At 74.8% G+C, this 19,822-nt stretch carries 21 protein-coding genes; 12 read left to right on the top strand and 9 right to left on the bottom strand.

Annotated elements, in window-relative coordinates; translation table 11 throughout:
- Positions 1-20 precede the first annotated feature (20 nt).
- The 3 genes from egtD to EV384_RS25115 all read left to right on the top strand — a co-directional run bounded on the left by egtD (position 21) and on the right by EV384_RS25115 (position 2,251).
- On the top strand, positions 21-986 hold the full coding sequence (egtD, locus tag EV384_RS25125) for an L-histidine N(alpha)-methyltransferase (RefSeq protein WP_130337050.1): 966 nt from the start codon (positions 21-23) through the stop codon (positions 984-986).
- Between the two features lie 244 nt (positions 987-1,230).
- Positions 1,231-1,818, top strand: coding sequence for a TMEM165/GDT1 family protein (locus EV384_RS25120; RefSeq protein WP_130337048.1), 588 nt, complete (start codon positions 1,231-1,233; stop codon positions 1,816-1,818).
- A 64-nt stretch (positions 1,819-1,882) separates the two neighbouring features.
- A complete protein-coding gene (locus EV384_RS25115) occupies positions 1,883-2,251 on the top strand; it encodes a DUF1622 domain-containing protein (protein WP_130337046.1) in 369 nt (122 codons plus the stop codon).
- A gap of 290 nt (positions 2,252-2,541) precedes the next feature.
- On the opposite strand, the gene EV384_RS25105 is transcribed toward EV384_RS25115, so the two are convergent.
- Complete coding sequence (locus tag EV384_RS25105; RefSeq protein ID WP_130337044.1) at positions 2,542-3,924, bottom strand: RNA-guided endonuclease InsQ/TnpB family protein; 1,383 nt, start codon at positions 3,922-3,924, stop codon at positions 2,542-2,544.
- 160 nt (positions 3,925-4,084) lie between these two features.
- On the opposite strand from EV384_RS25105, the gene EV384_RS25100 reads away from it, so the two are divergent.
- Complete coding sequence (locus EV384_RS25100) at positions 4,085-4,288, top strand: hypothetical protein (RefSeq protein ID WP_130337042.1); 204 nt, start codon at positions 4,085-4,087, stop codon at positions 4,286-4,288.
- Between the two features lie 79 nt (positions 4,289-4,367).
- On the opposite strand, the gene EV384_RS36880 is transcribed toward EV384_RS25100, so the two are convergent.
- The 4 genes from EV384_RS36880 to EV384_RS36405 form a co-directional block, all read right to left on the bottom strand.
- The gene (locus tag EV384_RS36880) at positions 4,368-4,928 is read right to left on the bottom strand and encodes a polysaccharide biosynthesis protein (protein WP_278045640.1); all 561 of its coding nucleotides are present in this window, start codon (positions 4,926-4,928) and stop codon (positions 4,368-4,370) included.
- Positions 4,820-5,068, bottom strand: a complete 249-nt coding sequence (locus tag EV384_RS36875; RefSeq protein WP_278045690.1) for a hypothetical protein — start codon at positions 5,066-5,068, stop codon at positions 4,820-4,822. Before EV384_RS36875 ends, EV384_RS36880 begins: the two co-directional genes overlap by 109 nt.
- Positions 5,065-5,412, bottom strand: coding sequence for a polysaccharide biosynthesis protein (locus tag EV384_RS36870; protein WP_278045639.1), 348 nt, complete (start codon positions 5,410-5,412; stop codon positions 5,065-5,067). Before EV384_RS36870 ends, EV384_RS36875 begins: the two co-directional genes overlap by 4 nt.
- 123 nt (positions 5,413-5,535) lie before the next feature.
- Positions 5,536-5,718 (bottom strand): hypothetical protein, encoded by a 183-nt coding sequence (locus EV384_RS36405; protein ID WP_242624278.1) that lies wholly within the window; start codon positions 5,716-5,718, stop codon positions 5,536-5,538.
- 630 nt (positions 5,719-6,348) lie between these two features.
- On the opposite strand from EV384_RS36405, the gene EV384_RS25090 reads away from it, so the two are divergent.
- On the top strand, positions 6,349-7,800 hold the full coding sequence (locus tag EV384_RS25090; RefSeq protein WP_130337040.1) for a tyrosine-protein kinase domain-containing protein: 1,452 nt from the start codon (positions 6,349-6,351) through the stop codon (positions 7,798-7,800).
- On the opposite strand, the gene EV384_RS25085 is transcribed toward EV384_RS25090, so the two are convergent.
- Complete coding sequence (locus tag EV384_RS25085; RefSeq protein ID WP_130340805.1) at positions 7,781-8,335, bottom strand: arsenate reductase/protein-tyrosine-phosphatase family protein; 555 nt, start codon at positions 8,333-8,335, stop codon at positions 7,781-7,783. The genes EV384_RS25090 and EV384_RS25085 overlap by 20 nt on opposite strands.
- A gap of 144 nt (positions 8,336-8,479) precedes the next feature.
- Here EV384_RS25085 and EV384_RS25080 point away from each other — a divergent pair, with 144 nt between their 5' ends.
- The 4 genes from EV384_RS25080 to EV384_RS25065 all read left to right on the top strand — a co-directional run bounded on the left by EV384_RS25080 (position 8,480) and on the right by EV384_RS25065 (position 14,679).
- On the top strand, positions 8,480-9,715 hold the full coding sequence (locus tag EV384_RS25080; protein WP_130337038.1) for a glycosyltransferase family 4 protein: 1,236 nt from the start codon (positions 8,480-8,482) through the stop codon (positions 9,713-9,715).
- Between the two features lie 371 nt (positions 9,716-10,086).
- Complete coding sequence (locus tag EV384_RS25075) at positions 10,087-10,530, top strand: protein-tyrosine phosphatase family protein (protein WP_130337036.1); 444 nt, start codon at positions 10,087-10,089, stop codon at positions 10,528-10,530.
- A gap of 313 nt (positions 10,531-10,843) precedes the next feature.
- Complete coding sequence (locus tag EV384_RS25070; RefSeq protein ID WP_130337034.1) at positions 10,844-12,115, top strand: D-alanyl-D-alanine carboxypeptidase family protein; 1,272 nt, start codon at positions 10,844-10,846, stop codon at positions 12,113-12,115.
- A 218-nt stretch (positions 12,116-12,333) separates the two neighbouring features.
- On the top strand, positions 12,334-14,679 hold the full coding sequence (locus EV384_RS25065; RefSeq protein ID WP_130337032.1) for a lysylphosphatidylglycerol synthase domain-containing protein: 2,346 nt from the start codon (positions 12,334-12,336) through the stop codon (positions 14,677-14,679).
- Between the two features lie 40 nt (positions 14,680-14,719).
- On the opposite strand, the gene EV384_RS25060 is transcribed toward EV384_RS25065, so the two are convergent.
- Complete coding sequence (locus EV384_RS25060; RefSeq protein WP_130337030.1) at positions 14,720-14,965, bottom strand: hypothetical protein; 246 nt, start codon at positions 14,963-14,965, stop codon at positions 14,720-14,722.
- A gap of 261 nt (positions 14,966-15,226) precedes the next feature.
- Positions 15,227-15,406, bottom strand: a complete 180-nt coding sequence (locus EV384_RS25055) for a hypothetical protein (protein WP_130337028.1) — start codon at positions 15,404-15,406, stop codon at positions 15,227-15,229.
- 218 nt (positions 15,407-15,624) lie between these two features.
- On the opposite strand from EV384_RS25055, the gene EV384_RS25050 reads away from it, so the two are divergent.
- On the top strand, positions 15,625-16,941 hold the full coding sequence (locus tag EV384_RS25050) for a D-alanyl-D-alanine carboxypeptidase family protein (protein ID WP_130337026.1): 1,317 nt from the start codon (positions 15,625-15,627) through the stop codon (positions 16,939-16,941).
- Positions 16,942-17,020: 79 nt separating this feature from the next.
- Positions 17,021-17,884, top strand: a complete 864-nt coding sequence (locus EV384_RS25045; RefSeq protein ID WP_242624277.1) for a M15 family metallopeptidase — start codon at positions 17,021-17,023, stop codon at positions 17,882-17,884.
- A gap of 41 nt (positions 17,885-17,925) precedes the next feature.
- On the opposite strand, the gene EV384_RS25040 is transcribed toward EV384_RS25045, so the two are convergent.
- A complete protein-coding gene (locus tag EV384_RS25040; RefSeq protein WP_130337024.1) occupies positions 17,926-18,966 on the bottom strand; it encodes a M36 family metallopeptidase in 1,041 nt (346 codons plus the stop codon).
- Positions 18,967-19,075: 109 nt separating this feature from the next.
- On the opposite strand from EV384_RS25040, the gene EV384_RS25035 reads away from it, so the two are divergent.
- Positions 19,076-19,582: a DinB family protein gene (locus EV384_RS25035; protein WP_130337022.1), complete on the top strand. Its 507-nt coding sequence runs from the start codon at positions 19,076-19,078 to the stop codon at positions 19,580-19,582.
- Positions 19,583-19,822: the final 240 nt, after the last annotated feature.

Below are 19,822 nucleotides of genomic sequence, written 5' to 3'. Positions count from 1 at the left end.
GCCAACGGAAGGGACACCTCATGAGCGCGGAGCCACTGGAGATCTACCTGGAGGAGCAGGACCTCGACCGCGGCCTGCGGGAGGACGTCCGGTTCGGGTTGACCGCCGAGCCGAAGTGGCTGCCACCGAAGTGGTTCTACGACGCCCGGGGCAGCGAACTCTTCGAGGAGATCACCCGGCTGCCGGAGTATTACCCGACCCGGGCCGAGCGGGCCGTGCTGGCCAAGCGGGCCGGCGAGATCGCCGAGCTGACCGGCGCGAAGACGCTGATCGAGCTGGGGTCCGGCTCGTCGGAGAAGACCCGGCTGCTGCTGGACGCCTTCACCCGCCGCGGTGGGCTGGGCACCTTCGTGCCGCTGGACGTCTCGATCAGCGCCCTGCGGCAGTCCACCGAGGAGATCGCCGCCGACTATCCGGGGCTGCGGGTACGCGGGATCGTCGGCGACTTCACCCGGCAGTTGGACCGGCTGCCCACCGGCGGCCGGCGGCTGGTGGTCTTCCTCGGCGGGACGATCGGCAACCTGCTGCCGGTCGAGCGGGCAGAGTTCCTGACCGCGATGCGCGCCGCGCTGGAGGCCGGCGACTGGCTGCTGATCGGCACCGACCTGGTCAAGGACCCGGCGGTGATCGTGCCGGCGTACGACGACGCGGCCGGCGTGACCGCCGAGTTCAACCGCAACGTGCTGCGGGTGATCAATCGGGAGCTGGGGGCGGACTTCGAGCCGGAGGCCTTCACCCACGTGGCAGCCTGGGTGCCGGAGCGGGAGTGGATCGAGATGCGCCTGCGCGCCGAGCGCCCGATGCGGGTGCGGGTGCTCGACCTGGACGTCGAGTTCGCCGCCGGGGAGGAGCTGCGGACCGAGGTCTCGGCGAAGTTCCGGCCCGAGGGGATCGCGGCCGATCTGACCGCCGCCGGGTTCACCCCGGAGGCCTTCTGGACCGACCCGGACGGCCTCTTCGGCGTCACGCTCGCCCGGGCCGACTGAGCGGCCGGGCCGGAGGCCGCCGCGGGTGACCCTGTTCACCCGCAGCGGCCCGCGCCGGGCGGGGTGGGCTACGCTGGCCGACGCGAAGGGGAGTAGCCCCCAATGTCGTGGTCGACATACTGATGCGTTCCGCATCCGGCCACGCGGCCCCGGCCCCGGGGCGGGCGAGACCTTCGACTCAGGCTGTCGCAGCCGGGTCGAGGGCGCCCCTGTACCTCCTCCCGGCTTGATCGGGAAGGTTCACATGGACGGTTTCCTCGTCGCGCTCGTGATCAGCTTCGGCGTCATCTTCGTCGCCGAGCTGGGTGACAAGTCCCAGCTCATGGCCCTGACGTTCGCCACTCGGTTCAAGCCGATGCCCGTGCTGATCGGCATCACGGTCGCCACCGCGATCGTGCACCTCGCGTCGGTCGCGATCGGGTACGGCCTCAACGCCGCCCTGCCCACCGGCTGGATCTCGCTGATCGCGGGTCTGGCCTTCCTCGCCTTCGGCGCGTGGACCCTGCGGGGCGACAAGCTCACCGAGGAGGAGAAGCGCAAGGCCGAGAAGACCGGCAAGTCGGCGATCGTCGCCGTCGGTGTCGCGTTCTTCCTGGCCGAGCTGGGCGACAAGACCATGCTCGCGACCATCACCCTGGCCACCAAGTACGGCTGGTTCGGCACCTGGCTCGGCTCCACGCTCGGCATGGTGGCCGCCGACGCGCTGGCCATCCTGGTCGGCCGGCTCCTCGGCCGGCACCTGCCGGAGAAGGCCATCCGGTACGGCGCCGCGGTGCTCTTCGCCATCTGCGGCCTCTGGCTGATCTTCGAGGCGGTCGCCGAGCTCTCCTGAGCCCTCCGGGCCGGCCGGTCCCCGCCCACCGACTACTGCTCCCCGGGACGGGTAACAGCTCCGGATGCGGTGGTCGGAGGTCCTGCGCCACGGCGACCAGATCCTGGTCGCCGTGGTGGAGGTCGCCGGCGCGGTGATCATCTTCGTCGGAGCGCTCTGGGCGGCGCTGCGGTTCGTGGTCGTGGGACTCCGGCACCGCGACGCCGCCCTCTTCACCCCGATCCGGCTCTCCCTGGGCCGGTTCCTCACCCTCGGGCTGGAGTTCCAGCTCGCGGGGGACATCCTGCGTACCGCGGTGTCGCCGACCTTCACCGAGATCGGGCAGGTCGCGGCGATCGCCACCATCCGGACCGCGCTGAACTTCTTCCTCCGCCGGGAGATCGCCCAGGAGCAGCGGCAGGTGGGCCAGGCGGGCGGCGGGCCGCCGCCGTGACCGGCGCGCTGCCGGACCTGACCACCGGGCTGGCCTTCCTCGGCGCCTTCGCCGCCCTGGTCACCACCGGTTCCTGGCGGGCCGCGCTGCGGATCCTGCTGGACCTGCTGGTCGCCGCCGGACTGCTGCGCCTCTCCATGGCCGGCGGCTGGTCGGCGCTGGCGGTGGCGGCGGTCGTGGTGGCGCTGCGGCAGCTCCTCTGGGCGACCCTGGCCGCCGGCCCGCCCGGCCCGGCCCCAACATCGCCGCCCCGCTGCGGCGGAGACGATCACCGCTTAGTGCGGTGTCCACTAACGCGCACCGGGTTTCCGGTGGACGTTGTGGATCCTCGCCTTGGGGGCGAGCGACTCCCCACCGGGTGGTGGGGCGGGCCTCCGCGGGCCAACTGATCCTCGCGCCGGCCCGGGTGGGCGGCGGGGGTCACGTCGGGACCGGCCGGCACCGGGCAGGTGTCGGCCGGCTCGACGGTGCGTGACCACCTGCGGCAGCACGACCGCTGTCGGGGTGGTGGGTCCGCCGCCCGGAATACGGGTGGCGATGCTGGCGGCCGCGACGAGGTCGCGGTGGCCGGAGAATGCGCAGTGCGGGCAGGACAAGGTCCTGCCGCGGGGTTTGGGTACCCGCCTGCGGCAGGCGGGGCAGGTGGAGGAGGTGCCGCGTTCGTCGACCAGTCGGACGGTGATACCGGCGAGAGTGGCCTTGTCGGTGAGGACTTGGAGGAGCCGGCCGATCTGCCACTGCCGTAGCCGCAGGTTGTGCCGCCGCCCCGCCGGCAGGTCCAGCACTCCGCGGGGGTCGCCGACGTGCAGGACACCGACCCGCTGCCGCACCGCCCACGAGACGACGCTGTGGGCGGCTTCGTGCTGGGCCTGACGGACCCTGCGCCGGTGCCGGCCCTCCACCAGCCGTGCCCGGCGCCGGTACTGCCGCCACCGCCGGGATCCCTTCTGACCAGGTTTCGGCGCCCTGGGGGCAACGGCGCGACGGCGGGCCTTGGTGTCGGCCAGGTGCATGCGGTGCTCGGCGCGGATCGCCCGCCCGGACACCAGCAACCCCTCGCCGTCGGGGCCGGCCACCGCGTAGGGGTGGATGATTCCCAGGTCCACCCCGGCGACCCTGGCTGGGTCCGGTTGTTCATCGGGCGGGTAGACCGCCACCGGCACCTCGGCGGTGACATCGAGGAACAGGCGCCCACCTTCACACAGCAGCGTGATCGACCGGACTTGTTCGGCCGGATACGGCACCTCCCGCGCCAGGCGCACCCACAACGGCGCCCCACCTTTGGCGGTGGGTATCCGCACCCGGCGTCCGTCGAGGGTGAACGTGCCGTGATACCAGCGCACCGGCACCAGCCCCCGCCGCCGACGCGGGAACCGCGCCGACAGGTCACCGCCCTTGCGACGTTTCGCCGCCGCGAACCACGCATCGGAGAACCGGCGCAACACCGACCGGGCACCCGTGGTGTCCAGCTCCGCGAACGTGCCCGGCCCGGACGCCGCCATCTCCCGGCACAACTCCTGATAGCCGGACAGGGGTACGTCCCGGCGGCGGCGCCGCCACGCGTTGACCTCCAGCACGCACGTCCACACGTCACCGGCGGAGCGCAGCAGCCCGAAGCACCGGCGCCGCTGCCCGGGCGTCACCCGCAACGCGACGCGTGCGGTGCGATGCATGACCCGCGGGGCGGCGGGATCTCGACGGCGAGGCACGGACCGAAGCCAACACCACGCCTACGACAATTTCCCAACCCCCACCATCCAGGCCAACGTTCATGGACACCGCACTAGCGTTGGCGGCGAGAGGCGAACACGGAGAAGACCGGAGGACAAGCGCATGAGCAGGCACGACGAGCCCAACGAGTACGGCTTCGCCGGTGACGCCACCGCCCCCGAGCCGCCGGCCGGCGCGCGCCCCGACGAGCAGGACCGGATCGAGGAGATCGCGGTGCCGGCCGACGACTTCACGGAGCCGTTCGCCGACGCGCTGGAGGAGACCGAGGAGACCGAGGAGGAGCGGGCGGCTGAGCGCCGGCGCTGAGCCGCGACGCTCGGAGGCGCGGCGCGGACCGGACGCGGTGGGACGCCGAGCGGACGGGCCGCCCCACCGCGTGGGCCGGTCAGCGCGGGCCGGGCACGCTCAGTGCCGCCCCGGTCTCCGTGCAGAGCACCGCCAACCGCTTGATCAGCTCGTCCGGGTCGGCGTACGGGTCCAGCCCGCGCACCTCGTCGGGGGCGAGCGACGGCACCCGGACATGCGAGATGAGCGGGTGCAGCGGCCGGCTGTCCGTCCCGTCGGCGCCGAACAGGTGCTCGTGCAGCTTCTCGCCCGCCCGCAGCCCGGTGAAGACGATCTCGGCGGGGACGGACGCCTCGGCGGCGAGCCGGCGGGCCACGTCGGCGATGCGGACCGGCTCGCCCATGTCGAGGACCAGCGCCTCCCCGCCCCGGCCGATGGTGGCCGCCTGGAGGACCAGGTGCACCGCCTCCTGCACGGTCATGAAGTACCGGGTGACGTCCGGGTGGGCGACCGTGATCGGCCCCCCGGCCTCGATCTGCGCCTGGAACGCGGTCAGCACCGAGCCCCGGCTGCCGAGCACGTTGCCGAACCGGACGCTGAGGTACGCCGCGCCGAGCTGCTCGGCGTAGTGGGCGGTGAGCCGCTTGCAGTAGCCGAGCACGCTGATCGGGTTCGCCGCCTTGTCGGTGGAGATGTTGACGAACTCGGCGACGTCCCGGCACGCCTCAGGACGTTCAGGGTGCCCCGGACGTTGGTCTTGATCGCCTCGCCGCGCCGCTGGAGCATCGTCAGGTGCTTCAGGGTGGCGGCGTGGAAGGCGATGTCCGGCTGCCGGTCGGCGATGACCCGGGCGATGCCTCCGCGTCCCGGATGTCGGCCAGGATCAGCTCCGGCCCGTCCAGCAGCGCCCGGCCGTGCAGCGACATCTGCAGGGCGTGCAGCGCCGACTCGTCGCGGTCCAGCATCATCAGCTCGCCGGGCTCGCAGCGGGCGACCTGCCGGCACAGCTCCGACCCGATGGAGCCACCGGCCCCGGTGACGAGGACCCGGCGACCGGCCAGGCCGTTGCGTTCCACGGCCAGGTCGGCCACCCGCTGCGCCCGGCCGAGCAGGTCGGTGATCTGCATGTCCAGCACGTCGGTCATCGCCACTGGCCCGGTCCAGCAGCTCGCGTACCGCGGGAGGCACCTTGAAGGCGGCGCCGGCCTGGCGGGTGCGGCTGCGCACGTCGCGCATCAGCTCGGCGTCCGAGCCGCTCATCGAGAAGATCACCGTACGCGCCCGGGTCCGCCGTACGGCCTCGCCGATCTGCTCCCGGCCGCCCAGTACGCGTAGCCCCGCCAGGCGCTGCCGGCGGCGGCCGGGGTGCTCGTGAGCAGCCCGGCCGGGACGTACCGGCTGCGCGGGTCGCCGAGGAGCACCCGGACGAGCCGCTCGCTGGCCTCGTCCACCCGTAGACCAGGCACCGCTCCGCGCCGCGGACCGGGCGCTGGCGGCGTTCCCGGTGGGCGCGCCAGACGGCCCGGGCCGCGCCCATCAGGAGCAGGGCGACGGCGGTGCCCACCAGCGGCGTGCTGGCCGGTACCGGCCGGTCGGTGACCGGCAGCAGCCCGGTCAGCGTGACCAGGGCGGCGAGCGCGCTGGTGCCGGCCGGGTCGCGGGCCTCACCGGCGCTGCCGATCGGGTGGCGCCAGCGGAGCCGGGAGCGGACCACGGTGCCGGACGGACTGGACTCGGGGTCGGGCCGAATTCGAAGCGGGTCCAGGCGGCACCCAGAAAACCGGCGCACCAGGCGACGGTGTCCAGCGTTAGCAGACACGGGGTGGCCGCGCGGTGGGTGGCCCCGGCGCGGAGTGCTGCGACTGCATCGGCGGTGGTGGCTTCGCGATCCATGGTCTGCCCCCGCGTCTGGTCCGAGAATGGGAGGATTTGGTACTTGTGTGCCGGTCTGATCGTCTACATTCGTTGAGTCGTCCGCTAAGAAGGATGAGTGCTTTAGATACTGGCACGCGTACTGGGCGTCTTAGGGGGGTCTTCGTGCAGTTTTTCCGGATAGCTGGCTCGACGCGAGGGGAGTTGTGATGGAAGTTCGCAGCTACCTGCGCCTGATCCGACGCCACTGGTGGATCGTTCTGATCACCCTGATGGTGGCGCTGGGTACGGCCGCCCTCGTGACGGTCCGGACCCCACCCCGGTACATGGCCTCGGTGACCTTCTTCGTCACCACGCCCAGCCAGGGCGTCACCGACGCCTACCAGGGCGGGCTCTTCCTCCAGCAGCGCGTCAAGTCGTACGCCGACCTGCTCACCAGCGACCGGCTGGCGCAGAGCGTGGTGGCTGAGAACCAGGTCGGGCTCACCGCCGACCAGGTGCAACGGCGGGTCAGGACCTCCACCGAGGCGGGCACGGTGCTGCTGAAGGCGACGATCACCGACACCGACCAGACCCGCGCCCTGAAGATCATCGAAACCCTGTCTGCCAAGTTCGTGGAGCTGGTCCAGAAGGTGGAGACGCCGCCGGGCGGCAGCTCCGCCCCGATGAAGCTGGAGGTGGTCAATGGACCCCGGGTGAGCTCCAACCCGGTCTCCCCGCAGCCGGTACGCAACCTGGTCATCGGCGGCGTGCTCGGCCTGCTGCTCGGCATGGCGCTGGCCCTGCTGCGCGGGCTGGCCGACGTGCGGATGCGGGACGCCGCCGCGCTCCAGCGGGTGACCGGCAGCCCGCTGCTGGGGGTGGTCCCGTTCGAGAGCGGCGCCCGGAGCGCCCCGCTGATCGTCGGCGAGGCGGCGAACTCGGCGCGCGCGGAGGCCGTCCGGAAGCTCCGCACCAACCTGCGCTTCGTCGACGTGCACGAGCCGGCCCGGGTCATCGCGGTGACCAGCGCTCTCCAGGGCGAGGGCAAGACCACCATGGCATGCAACACGGCCATCGCGCTGGCCGAGGCGGGCTGGCGGGTGCTGCTCGTCGACGCCGACCTGCGTCGGTCCAAGGTGGCCGACTTTCTCGGCCTCGACGGCGGCGTCGGCCTCACCGACGTCCTCGTCGGCGACGTCCAGGTGGGCGACGTCGTCCAGCGCTGGGGCGACAAGTCCCTGCTGGTGCTCCCCAGCGGGTCCGCACCGCCCAACCCGAGCGAACTGCTCGGTTCCAAGGCGATGGCGGATCTGCTGCTCGCCCTGCGGGAGTCAGCGGACATCGTGATCATCGACACCGCACCGCTGCTGGCCGTGACCGACGGGGTGGTGGTGGCGGTGCAGGCCGACGGCGCGCTGCTCATCACCCAGCAGGGCCGGACTTCGCGCAGCCAGGTGGCCGCCGCCGCCGCGTCGCTGCACTCGGTCTCGGTCCGGCTGCTCGGCTGCGTGCTGAACATGGCGAAGCTGCCGAAGGCGGACGCCTACCAGTACGAGGCGTACCGGGTGGCCGTTCCGCCCGCGCCGTCCGTGCCCGCCGACCGGGCGTCCGCCGGCGAGCGTGCCGAGACGGACCGGGTCAGCGATCCGACTCAGGAACTCACCCGGCTGTCCCGATGAGCGCCAGCATGGGTGTGATCGACTGTTCGATCTCCTCGGCGCAGCGTCGGAAGTCCGCCGGCGTACCACCGATCGGGTCACGCAGATCGTCCGCGTCGGGGGCGGCGGGTTGCAGCCGCCCCCGGGCGCGGGCCGCCGCCTCGACCGCCGCCCGCAGCGGTCGGCCGGCCGGGTCCTTCGGCGGTTCCGCCGCGGCGGCCAGCCGGGCGAACTGGCGGAGGGTGAAGGTCCGGTGCAGCACCCCCGGGGCCAGCGCCGTGCAGAGCGAGCGCTGGCGCCGGGTCGCGGTCAGCACCACCGTTGCCCTCGTCAGGTGTTCCGGGCGCAGCTTCCGGGTGCGGAAACCGGTGGGGTCGGCGCCGGCCCCGGCCGCGACGTCGATCGCGTACGGGTGCATGGGCGCCCCGTCGACGGCGTCGGTCCCCGCGCTGGCCACCGTGACCGGGTGCGCGGCGAGCAGTCGCCGCGCGATGTACTCCGCCATCGGTGACCGGCACATGTTGGCGTGGCAGACGAAGAGCACCCCGTCGACCATCTGCACCCCTCTCGTCGGCACGGTCGCGGGACGGATCGCCGCGACGGCGGTGCTCCGGCGGTTGCGGCCGGACGCAGAGGGGTTGTCGGCATCGTACGGGGTGCCGGCGGCCCGCCGCCGGGCCGCCGCGCCGGGGGTCGACGCATGAAGATCGGCATCCTCTCGTACCACTTCCCGCCGGAGCCGGCGTTCATCCCCGGCAGCCTGGCGGAGGAGCTGGCCGCCCGCGGGCACGAGGTCCGCGTCCTGACCGGCTTCCCGGACTACCCCGGCGGGCATGTCTATCCGGGCTGGCGGCAGCGCTGGCGGCACCAGACGCGCAGCGAGCGGCTGACGGTCCGCCGGGTGCCCCGGTACGCCGGGGGCGACGGGTCCACGCGGGCGCGGATGGCCAGCTGGCTGTCCTTCGCCGGCAGCGTGGCGCTCACCGGCCGGCGCTACCTCGGCGACGTCGACGCCCTGTACGTCTTCCAGCTTCCGGCGGTCACCTTCGCCGCCGCCGGCCTGCTCCGGCTGCTCGGCCGGGTGCCGACCGTGCTGCACGTGCAGGACGTCTGGCCCGAGGAGGACCCGTCCCGCGGCGCCGACACCCGACGCTGGTCGGGGCGGGTCGGTGCCACCCTGCGTCGGCTCTACTCGGAGGCCGACGGCATCGCGGTCAGCGCACCGTCCATGCGCGACCTGGTCTCCGACGGCGGCGCCGACCCGGCCCGGGTGCGGAACGTGCTCAACTGGACCGACGAACGGATCTTCCACCCGACCGAGCCGAGCCGGGCCGCCCGCCGGCTGGTCCGCCGGGACGGCCGGTGCGTGGTGATGCACGCCGGCACGATCGGCGTACGGCAGGGTCTGGAGACCGCGGTGCGCGCGGCGGCGGCGCTGGACGATCGGATGGACCTGGTCCTGGTCGGCTCGGGCGCGGAGGAGCGGCGGGTGCGGGGGCTCGCCGCCGAGCTCCGGGCGGAGAACGTCCGCTTCGTGGAGCGGCGCTCACCGGTCGACATGCCGGAGCTGTACGCGGCGGCGGACTACCAGCTGGTGATGCTGCGGGACCTGCCGGAGCTGCGCGGCATGGTGCCCGGGAAGCTGCAGGCGGCCCTCTCCTGCGCCTCGCCCGTGGTCGCCTCGGCCGGCGGCGACACCGTCGAGCTGGTGGAGCGGGCCCGGGCAGGGCTCTCCTGCCCGCCGGAGGACTGGGCCGCGCTGGCCGACCGGTTCTGGCTGGCCTCCGCCATCCCGCCGCCGGCCCGCGCCGACATGGGCCGCCGGGGACGTGAGGCCTACCTGCGGGAGATGTCGCTGCGGGCCGGGGTCGACCGGATCGAGCAGATGCTCCACGAGGTGGCAGCCGGCACAGCGCCGGCCGGCGGTCGCTCCTAGCGAAACTCGCATAAACGCTTGAAGGCGTAAAAGGGTCGAATAGCACCACTGAGTCCTAGTCGTTAGTGCTAGAAAACGACCAATGGGCACGTCTGTCCGCTTTTTGGAGTGGAGAGTGGCGTGAGGCATAGCGGTGTGCCGCGCCGCCGGAGCAGGTCCCGACAGCGCACCCGAGCTCGGGTCCGGTGGCGGGCTGGTGGGCGCCGGTGCCGTGCTGATGCTGCTGACCCTGGCCTGGCGTCGCCGCGAGCGCTTCGGGCTGAGCGGTCGCTGACCGATCGCACCGGGCAGGGCCCGGACCAGAGCGGGATGCCCGCCCGACAGTGGTCCGGCGGGCGTCCCGCATTCCCGGCGGCGGCACAATGGGGGCGATGGCAGGGGACTCCTGGGTGGACCGGGCCGGGCTGGTGACGCTGCCCGGCGGGGCCGTGGTGCGCGGGCGGCGGATCGCCGACGCCGCCTCGCCGGCCGACTTCGCCCTGCTGCTCGCCCCCGGCCCTTACCCCGCCTGGCCGCACCGGCGGATCCGCTGGCCCGACTTCTGGCTGCCGCTGGACCGCGCCGACGCGCTCGACGCGCTGCGCGAGGCACGGCGGCGGGCGTACGCGGGGGAGCGGGTGGAGATCGCCTGCCGGGGCGGTGTCGGCCGGACCGGCACCGCGCTCGCCGCGCTCGCCGTCCTCGACGGGCTGCCCGCGGAGCGGGCGGTGGCCTGGGTACGCGCGCACCACCATCCGCGCGCGGTCGAGACGCCGTGGCAGCGACGCTGGCTCCGGCGGATCGACCCGGCCCGGGACGGCCCCGCCGCCCGTTGACCGGGCGGTGGGCCGGCCGGTCACCCGGAGACGTACCGGCGCAGGTGGCGGGCGGTGACGGTGTCGCCGTGCGCGACCAGGTCGGCGGGGGTGCCGGTGAAGACCACCCGCCCGCCGTCGGCGCTGCGGATCGGCAGCTCTCCGGTCGGGCGGCGGACCGGGTCGCGCAGGGCCGCCCGGTGGTCGAGGTGGCGACCGGTCAGGGTCGCCGAGCGCCGCAGGCCGGCGACATCACCGGCGTAGCAGATCCGGCCGCCGGCGGACCCCGGGGTCGGCCGCGGCCAAGCGATCTTGCGGGTTAGTCTGCGTGGTCATGAGAGCCCGGGTCCTGGCCGCCGCCACCGCCGCCGTACTCGTGACCGTCGTGCCGACCGTGCCGGCGCACGCCGCGCCCGCCCAGGCCGCGCCGGGCGCGCGGGCCGCCCGCGCGCCGCTGCCCTGCCCGAAGGCGCCGGCCCCGAAGGTGTCCCGGCCGCCCCAGCCGGTGCCCCCGCCAGCCGTGCCGCAGGACCGGGTGGTCGGTGGCGAGCAGCTCGACACGCCGGGACTGGTCGCGCCGGCCGGCGCGCCGGCCCCGCCGGCGGTCACCGCGACGTCCTGGCTCGTCGCCGACCTGGACACCGGCGCGGTGCTCGGCGCCTGCGGCCCGCACGAGTACGGCACCCCGGCGAGCACCCAGAAGCTGCTGCTGGCGGCCACCATGATGCCGAAGCTCGACCCGAAGCAGGTGGTCACCGTGACCCGGGGCGACCTGAAGATCGCCCCGGGCAGCTCCGCTGTCGGCCTGCTCGTGGGCGGCCGGTACACCGTCGAGACGGTCTGGCTGGGGCTGCTGCTCAACTCCGGCAACGAGGCGGCGAACGTGCTGGCCCGGCTCGGCGGTGGCACCGGGGGCGTGACCGGCGGGGTCCGCGCGATGAACGAGGAGGCCCGCCGGCTCGGCGCCCGACAGACCCACGCGGTCACCCCCTCCGGCCTGGACGGCAAGGGGCAGTTCACCAGCGCGTACGACCTCGCCCTGATCGCCCGGTCCTGCTTCGCCAACCCGCTGTTCCGCCGGTACGCGCTCACCGAGCGGACCCAGATCCCGGCCCAGCCCGCGCTCAAGAAGGGCGGGTTCCAGATCCAGAACGAGAACCAGCTCATCTACCGGTACCCGGGGGCGCTCGGCGGCAAAACCGGCTTCACCGAGCTGGCCCGGCACAGCTACGTCGGCGCCGCCCAGCGCAACGGCCGGCGACTGGTGGTCACCCTGCTCGGCGCCGAGGCCCGGCCGGTCCGCGGCTGGCAGCAGGGCGCCCAGCTGCTGGACTGGGGCTTCGCGCTGCCCCGGGACGCCTCGGTCGGTCGGCTCGTCGAGCCGGGCGAGCTGGACGCGGCGGAGGCCGCCCCGAGCGGCTCCCCGGCCCCGCCGACCACGCCCGCCCCGTGGCACGGCCCCGCCGCGACCGCCGCCCGCCGGATGGCCGAGGGGGACTGGCGGGTCATCGGGCCGGTCGCCGGCGGCGCCACCATCGTCGGGGTGCTGGTGGCGGTGCTGGTCGCCCGCCGTCGCCCCCGCCCGACCGGCCGCCGCCGCGCCTAGTCCCGGCCCCGGCCGCCGCCGCGCCCAGCCCCGGCTCCGGCCGGGCCGCCCGGCGCGGGGAGGGGACGAATCGCCCCGGTTGCGGCCCGTCGCGCCCCGGGGTCGCCCTATGGTCGACCCATGCGGGACAGCGCGGCAGCCGGCCGGAGGACGTCCCAGCCGGGCCCGGCCCCGCGTACCGGCGGCCCGCGCCCGCCGGACGCCCGCTAGGGCCGGGAATGCCCCGGACCCACCGGCCGTCGCCGGCGCTGGTGTTCAGCCTGACGGTCTCCGGCGGGCTGCTCGTCGCGGTCAGCCTGTGGGCCCGGCACCGGCCGCCCGGCCGCTGGGAACGGGACCTCTTCGCCCTGGTCAACCAGATCCCCGGGCCGGTCGGACCGGCCCTGGTCCTGGTCATGCAGCTCGGCGCGTACCCGGCGGTGCTGGTGGCGGCGGCCGGCGCGGTCGCGGCCCGGCGGATCGGCCTGGCCCGGGACCTGCTGATCGCCGGCAACCTCGCCTACTGGTCGGCCCTCCTCGGCAAAACCCTGATCGGCCGGGCGCGACCCGGCGGGTTCCTGGCCGACATCCGGTTCCACGACACGGTCACCGGGCGGTTCGGGTACCCCTCCGGGCACATGGCGGTGGTTACCGCGCTCGCCGTGGTGCTCGCCCCGGCCCTGCCCGCCCGGCTGCGCGGCCTGGTCTGGCTCGCCGTGGCGGCGGTCGGCACCGCCCGGATCCACGTCGGCGCCCATCTGCCGGTCGACGTGCTCGGCGGGTTCCTGCTCGGCTGGTTCGCCGCCAGCCTCACCCGGCTGATCGTCGGCGACGTTGGCCCCGGCGACTCGGCCCGGCGGCTCCGACAGGTCCTCCTCGGCCGGGGCGTCGAGGTGGCCGAGCTGACGCCGGTCCGGGGCGACGCCCGGGGCTCCCGCCCGTGGCAGGTCACCACCACCGAGGGACGACGCCTCTTCGTCAAGGTCACCGGTGGCCGCCAGCGGGACGCCGACTGGCTCTACAAGCTCTACCGCCGGCTGCGCTACCGGGGCATCGCCGACGAGCCGCCGTACGTGACGGCGAAGCAGAAGAACGAGCACGAGGCGTACCTGCTGCTGCTCGCCGAGCGGGCCGGGGTGCGTACCCCGAACCTGGTCACCACCGCAACCGACGCGGTGGGCGACGCGCTGCTGGTCCTGGAGTTCGTGCCCGGCCGGCCGCTCGACGCCCTGGACGCGGCCGACCTCGGGCCGGACGTCCTCGACGACGTCTGCCGGCAGGTGGCCCGGCTGCACCGGGCCGGCCTGGCCCACCGGGACCTGCGGGCGGCCAACGTGCTGGTCGCCGACTCCTCGGCCTGGCTGGTCGACCTCGGCTTCGGCACCGAGGACGCCTCGGCCGAGCAGCAGGCCCGCGACCTGGTGGAGCTCCTGGTCACGCTGGCCGCGCTGGCCGGCGTACGGCCGGCCGTCGACGCCGCGATCCGGCAGCTCGGCGCCGGTCCGGTCGCCGACACGCTGCGCTGGCTGCAACCGGCGCTGCTGTCCCGGGCCGGTCGCGCCCTGGCCGATACCCGCCCCGGCCTGCTGGCGGACCTCCGCGACGAGATCGCGCGCCGGTGCCCCGGCCGGCAGGACCGGCTGGCCCGGGTCGTCCGGATCACCCGACGCGACGTGTTCCTGCTGGTCATGCTCGGTCTGCTGGTGCATTTCCTGCTGCCGCAGCTCGGCCAGGTGCGGGCCGCGCTGCACGCCGTGCTGCACGCCGACCCGCTGGCCGTGACCGGCGCCCTGCTGGCCTCGGCCACCACCTACCTGCTGAGCGCGCTGGTGCTGCGCCTCGCCGCCGCCGGCCGGGTGCCGCTCGGCCGGACGGTCGCGGTGCAGGTGGCCGCGTCGTTCGTCAACCGGCTCGCCCCGGGCGCCGTCGGTGGCGCCGCGCTGAGCATCCGCTACCTGCGCCAGCAGGGCCTGCCGGTCCCGGCCGCGGCCACCGCGGTCGCCGTGGACCGGATCTCGGGCATCGTCTCCGTCGGCCTGCTGCTGCCCGTCCTGCTGCCGTTCGCCCGCGGCGCGCGCCGCCATCTGGTGGGCGCCGCCACCGGGCGGGGGCTGTTCGTGCTGCTGGCCGTGCTGGCGGTGCTGCTGATCGTCGCCGCGACGCTGGCCGTACCCCGGCTGCGCGCGCGGGTCGGCGCGGCCCGGCGCCAGGCGGCGCAGGCGCTACGCTCGCTGGCCCGCAGCGGACGGATCACCCGGCTGCTGGCGGCGAGCCTGGGGCTCACCCTCGCGTACGGCACCGCGCTCTGCCTGTCGCTCCTCGCCGTCGGCCTGCCGGTCGAGCCCGCGCTCGTCGCGCCGGTGCTGCTGGTCTGCGTCGTCGGGGAGGGGGTGTCGTCCGCCGCCCCGACCCCCGGCGGGCTGGGGGCCACCGAGGCGGCGCTCGTCTCCGGCCTGCTGCTGTACGGGGTCGGGGTGGACACGGCGGTCGCCGGGGTGCTGGTGTACCGGCTGGCCACCTTCTGGCTGCCGGTGCTGCCCGGCTACGTGACGCTGCGGGTGCTGGTCCGCCGACACGTCGTCTGAGCGCCGGGGGCGGTGGTCTCCACCGCCCCCGGCGGGCACCTCACGGTCGCGGGTCGACGTCCGCACCGGCGGTGCGGGCCCGGTCCGCCTCGGCGTCCGCGGCGCCGACCGGCGTCCCGTCGGAGTCGCGGGCGGCGTCCGAAAGGTCGGTCTCCGCCCCGGCGCGGGCCGCGTCGGCGCGGGCGTCGTCGGCCCCGACCACGGGGCCGTCCGCCTGCTCGCCGGTGTCCTCGGTGAGGTCGCCGGCGGCGGCGAGGCCCAGCGGGGCGTACCTGGGATCGGTCATGGTCTCCTCCTTCGACGTCCTGCCCCGGGCTACCCCGGGAACGCGACGCCGACACCTGACCGCCGCTCCACCCCGGACGGTGGGGCTCAGGTCACCGTCCCCGTCGGGCAGCCGGGTCGGGCGGTCCGGGTGAAGTCCGCGGTCCGGTTGGTCTCCCAGCTGCCGCCGCCAGGTCCTGTCTCGCGGATCATGGCCGTCGGGGACGGGGCGTGGCCGTCGGGGCCTCCAGCATCCGCGCCGCGGGCCCCGCCCGCCGACGGCTCACTCGTTGTGCAGCACCTCGGCAATCGTGAGCCGGGCCGCCCGACGGGCCGGGACCAGTGCCCCGAGGAGCGCGATCACGACGCCGGCGAGGGCCATGAGCGCGAGTGTCGGCGCCTGCCACACGTCCAGCACCGAGGACGGGATGGAGACCCGGGCCGCGTCGGCGGCGATCGGCACGACGTACCCGTGCGCGAGAATCCCCAGGGGGATACCGAGGACGTCCGCCGGTTCGCCTGACCGACCCGGCCTGCGCGCCGTCCTCGCCCGTTGACCAGTGGCCGGGCCGCGCCGCCGGTCACCCGGCCGGCGGCGCAGCCTAGCGTTCCGGTGCTCGTCGTGGGCCGGAACCGGCGACCGGCCCCCCGATCGGGCAGCCGTGGCTAGCGTCGCTGAACATGAGAGCTTGGGCTCTGCCGCTCGCGGCCCTCACCGCCGTGCTGCCCGCCGTCGGCGCCCCGACGGCCGCCGTCGGCGCTCCCACGGCCGCTGCCCGCGCTTCCACGGCCGCCGTCGCCGGCCCCTCGGGCCTCCGCAACCGGGCCCCGGCCGGCATGGTGCCGCCCTGCCCGAATGTGCCCGCCCCGGCGACCCGGCCACCGCAGCCACCGCCGCCGGCGGACCCCGCCGCCCGGGCCGTCGGCGGGGCCGCGCTCGCCACCGCCGGCCTGGCGGTGCCGCAATCCGTGCCCGCGCCGCCGGCGGTGACCGCGACCTCGTGGGTGGTCGCCGACCTGGACAGCGGCGCGGTGCTGGGGGGCTGCGGTCCGCACGAGTACGGGGTGCCGGCCAGCGTGCAGAAGCTGCTGCTGGCCGCCACGATGCTGCCCCGGCTGGATCCCCGCCGGGAGGTCACCGTGACGGCGGAGGACCTGGCCATCGAGCCGGGCAGCTCCGCGGTCGGCCTGATTGAGGGCGGCCGGTACCGGATCGAGACGATCTGGCTGGGCCTGCTGCTCAAGTCCGGCAACGAGGCGGCCAACGCGCTGGCCCGGCTCGGCGGCGGCGCGGACGGCCAGGCCGGCGGGATCCGCGCGATGAACGAGCAGGCGCGGCAGCTCGGCGCCCTCCAGACCCACGCGGTCACCCCGTCGGGACTGGACGGCCCGGGCCAGTTCACCAGCGCGTACGACCTGGCGTTGATCTTCCGGGCCTGCTTCGCCGACCCGGCCTTCCGCCGGTACGCGGCAACCCGCACCGCGGAGGTCCCCGGGCAACCGGCCCTGCGCGAGAAGCCGTTCCAGATCCAGAACGACAACCAGCTCCTGTACCAGTATCCGGGCGCGCTGGGCGGCAAGACCGGGTTCACCGACCTCGCCCGGCACACCTACGTGGGCGCGGCCGAGCGCAACGGCCGGCGGCTGGTGGTGACCCTGCTCGGCGCGGAGACCGCCACCCAGCGGGGGTGGCAGCAGGGCGCGGCCCTGCTCGACTGGGGCTTCAGACTGCCGCGGGACGCCGCCGTCGGCCGGCTGGTCCGCCCGGGCGAGCTGACCGCCGCCAGCGCCACGCCGACCGGCACGGCGCCTCCGTCGGCCCTCGCCGGCGGCGCCGGGCTGCACGGCGCTCCGGCCGGCGGCCCCGCGCCCTGGCCCCGGACCGGACCGCTCCTCGGCGTCGGCGCGGTGCTGGTGGCGGGGGGAGCGGTGCTGATCAGCCGACGTCGGCGGCACGCCGTGCGCGCCAGCTCGGGGACCACCGGGCAGGGCTGGTAGCGCCGCCCGCCCCGGCCGTACCGGGCGGGTCTCCGGGTTTGCCCGTCGCCGCCGTGACGGGTCCGGTAGACAGGGCAGCGTGAGCAGCGGGAGACGACCGTCCGGCGGCGCCCGGGGCCTGGCGGTCGTGCTCGTCGCCGCGACCGCCGTCGGCGCGGGCTGCCAGCGACCCGCGACGCCCCCGCCCCCGGCCCCGCCCTCGCCCTCGTCCTCGCCGAGCCCACCACCGTCCGCCACCGGGCCGCGGGCCCCGGCGGACTTCGTGGCGCTCTCCGACGTCGATCCGAGCATCCACCTTGACATCCGGTACGCCACGGCGCACAACTTCGTCGGTCGTCCGATCGCCAGCTACCCGGAGCCGCTCTGCCTGCTCACCCGTCCGGCGGCGGAGGCGCTGCGCCGGGTGCAGGCCGCCGCGCTCGGCCAGGGGCGCAGCCTGAAGGTGTACGACTGCTACCGCCCCCAGCGCGCCGTCGACGACTTCGTGGCCTGGGCGAAGCTGCCGGGGGAGCAGCAGATGAAGGCCGAGTTCTATCCCGACGTGGCCAAGTCGAAGCTCTTCGCCGACGGGTACGTCGGCGCGCCGACCTCGCACAGCCGGGGCAGCACGCTGGACCTCACCCTGGTCCCCGCCCCGCCGCCCACCCAGCCCGGATACGTGCCGGGGCAGCCGCTGGTGTCCTGCACCGCGCCGCCCGGACAGCGCTTCTCCGACAACTCGGTCGACATGGGCACCGGCTTCGACTGCTTCGACCCGCTCGCCCACACCGCCGACCCGCGGGTCACCGGGGACGCCCGGGCGAACCGGGAGCTGCTGCGGCGGCTGATGACCGCCCAGGGGTTCGAGAACTATCCGCGGGAGTGGTGGCACTACCAGTTCACCGCCGAGCCGTACCCGCGGACGTACTTCGACTTCCCGGTGGCCCGGTCGTCACTGCCGTGAGCGCCGTCCCGGCCGGCACCCGGCCGGGACGGCGCTCACGGTCAGAGGATGCCGCGGGCGACGAACGCCGCCCGGGTCGCCGACGCGGCGGTCGACCCGTAGAGCCGCTGCGCGGCGACGACCGTGGCCAGCGCCGCGTCCTGGAACGAGGTGTCCGGGGCGAAGTCGAACTGCGCGTCCACGATCAGCGTGGTGGCCCTGCGGTCGCCGAGGGCGGACCGGATGTCCCACAGCGCGCGGGACCAGATCTCGCCGTCGCGGTGCACCTCGCCCACCATGTCCGCCGGGTAGATCTTGGTGCCGTCGAGCCGGCGCAGGCAGTGCGGGACGGTGCGGGTGTAGGAGACCGAGTCCCAGTCGGCCACGCAGGCCTCCGGGGTCTTCGTCGGCGTGCCGGTCGCCCAGCTGGTCACGACGACGGCCAGGTAGTCGCTGAAGGCCTCGCCGATCGAGCCGGACTCCAGGTTGGTGCCGAAGCCGGGCACCTGCCCGTCCTGCACCGAGTGGCCGTACTCGTGGACGATCACCTCGGCGTCCTCGGCGTCGTCCACGCCGCCCTTGCCGAGGGTGATGTTCGCCTTGTCCTCGCGGAAGAACGAGTTGTCGCCGCCGAACTGGTCGATGCGCAGCTCGATCTGCCGCTGGTTGACCGGCCGCAGCGTGCTGCCGAAGCCGAGCGACTGCAGGTACGCCTGGGCGGTGTTCACCCAGTGGTAGCCCATGACCTGCTCGAACTGGTCGGCGTCGCGGTGCCACGCCGGGTACCCGCCGTCGACCGCCCGGGCCGGGGTGCCAGTCTTGCTCTTGACCACCACGTACTTGCCGGTGAGGGTCCCGGAACCGTCCAGGTTGGTCAGCAGCACCGACCGGTACGCCCCGGCCAGCGCCGGGTAGTCGGCGTCCTTGGCATCGGTCAACGTCTGGTCGCCGAGCTGCTGCACCGGGTTCGGGGCGAAGACCGTCGCGGTGGCGCTGTGCCCGTACGGGTCGCCGGCCGCCTGGACGGTCGTGCCGCCGGCGGCCAGCGCCGCGGTGACCGCCGAGGCGACCAGCGCGGAACGTCTGATGTGGGGGTTCATCATGATCCCTTCACGTGTGGATCGATCCGCTGAGACTAGGCTGCCCGGCGAACCCTGCCAACCCCCGACGGGCAGGCCAGCGGCCCTCCCGTCGTCCCAGGAAGGACCCCTCGTGGAGACCGAACGGATCGGCCCGCCCCTGCTGGCGGGGGAGCGCGAGACGCTGCGCGCCTTCCTCGACTTCCACCGGGCCACGCTGGCCCTCAAGTGCGAGGGCCTGAGCGACGAGGAGCTGCGCAGGCAGTCCTCGCCGCCCTCGACGCTGTCGCTGCTCGGCCTGGTCCGGCACATGGCCGAGGTGGAGCGCGCCTGGTTCCGCCGCGTGATCAACGGCGAGGACGTCCCGCTGGTCTGGTCGGAGTCCGGCGACTACCAGGAGGCGTACGACGCGACCGAGGCCAGCCGTTCGGAGGCGTTCGAGGCCTGGCGGCGGGAGGTCGAGCACGCCCGCCGCATCGAGCGGGAGGCGGAGTCGCTGGACGTGACCGGCCACCAGGTCCGCTGGGGTGAGGACGTGTCGCTGCGGCTGGTGATGCTGCACATGATGCACGAGTACGCTCGGCACAACGGCCACGCCGACTTCCTCCGCGAGGCGATCGACGGCACCGTCGGCGTCTAGGGCCTGTCCTGTCGATCATGGAAGCCAGATGATGGCGGCGATGAGGACGGGCTGGCTCGGGGATGACCTGCCGGTGATCCCGCCACCGCCCTCGAGCATCACCCGGCTCGGGCAGCAGCGGCGAGATCACCCTCTGATCACGCTCACGCTGTGGGCCGTCATCGCTGCGCTCCTGGTCGGCCGGCGCCCCCGCCTGATCCGGCGGCGCACCGCAGCCCCCGCCTGATGGTTCGTAGCGGG

Source organism: Micromonospora kangleipakensis (assembly GCF_004217615.1).
GTDB lineage: Bacteria > Actinomycetota > Actinomycetes > Mycobacteriales > Micromonosporaceae > Micromonospora > Micromonospora kangleipakensis.
The sequence above is the reverse complement of the archived record's forward strand: the minus strand, read 5'-3'. Positions and strand labels throughout refer to the sequence as shown.

What these genes read in the sequence shown, in the direction of transcription:
- egtD (WP_130337050.1), top strand. Translation starts at nt 21, where the DNA reads ATGAGCGCGGAGCCACTGGAGATCTACCTGGAGGAGCAGGACCTCGAC.
- EV384_RS25120 (WP_130337048.1), top strand. Translation starts at nt 1,231, where the DNA reads ATGGACGGTTTCCTCGTCGCGCTCGTGATCAGCTTCGGCGTCATCTTC.
- EV384_RS25115 (WP_130337046.1), top strand. Translation starts at nt 1,883, where the DNA reads ATGCGGTGGTCGGAGGTCCTGCGCCACGGCGACCAGATCCTGGTCGCC.
- EV384_RS25105 (WP_130337044.1), bottom strand. Translation starts at nt 3,924, where the DNA reads ATGCATCGCACCGCACGCGTCGCGTTGCGGGTGACGCCCGGGCAGCGG.
- EV384_RS25100 (WP_130337042.1), top strand. Translation starts at nt 4,085, where the DNA reads ATGAGCAGGCACGACGAGCCCAACGAGTACGGCTTCGCCGGTGACGCC.
- EV384_RS36870 (WP_278045639.1), bottom strand. Translation starts at nt 5,412, where the DNA reads ATGACCGACGTGCTGGACATGCAGATCACCGACCTGCTCGGCCGGGCG.
- EV384_RS25090 (WP_130337040.1), top strand. Translation starts at nt 6,349, where the DNA reads ATGGAAGTTCGCAGCTACCTGCGCCTGATCCGACGCCACTGGTGGATC.
- EV384_RS25085 (WP_130340805.1), bottom strand. Translation starts at nt 8,335, where the DNA reads ATGGTCGACGGGGTGCTCTTCGTCTGCCACGCCAACATGTGCCGGTCA.
- EV384_RS25080 (WP_130337038.1), top strand. Translation starts at nt 8,480, where the DNA reads ATGAAGATCGGCATCCTCTCGTACCACTTCCCGCCGGAGCCGGCGTTC.
- EV384_RS25075 (WP_130337036.1), top strand. Translation starts at nt 10,087, where the DNA reads ATGGCAGGGGACTCCTGGGTGGACCGGGCCGGGCTGGTGACGCTGCCC.
- EV384_RS25070 (WP_130337034.1), top strand. Translation starts at nt 10,844, where the DNA reads ATGAGAGCCCGGGTCCTGGCCGCCGCCACCGCCGCCGTACTCGTGACC.
- EV384_RS25065 (WP_130337032.1), top strand. Translation starts at nt 12,334, where the DNA reads ATGCCCCGGACCCACCGGCCGTCGCCGGCGCTGGTGTTCAGCCTGACG.
- EV384_RS25060 (WP_130337030.1), bottom strand. Translation starts at nt 14,965, where the DNA reads ATGACCGATCCCAGGTACGCCCCGCTGGGCCTCGCCGCCGCCGGCGAC.
- EV384_RS25050 (WP_130337026.1), top strand. Translation starts at nt 15,625, where the DNA reads ATGAGAGCTTGGGCTCTGCCGCTCGCGGCCCTCACCGCCGTGCTGCCC.
- EV384_RS25040 (WP_130337024.1), bottom strand. Translation starts at nt 18,966, where the DNA reads ATGATGAACCCCCACATCAGACGTTCCGCGCTGGTCGCCTCGGCGGTC.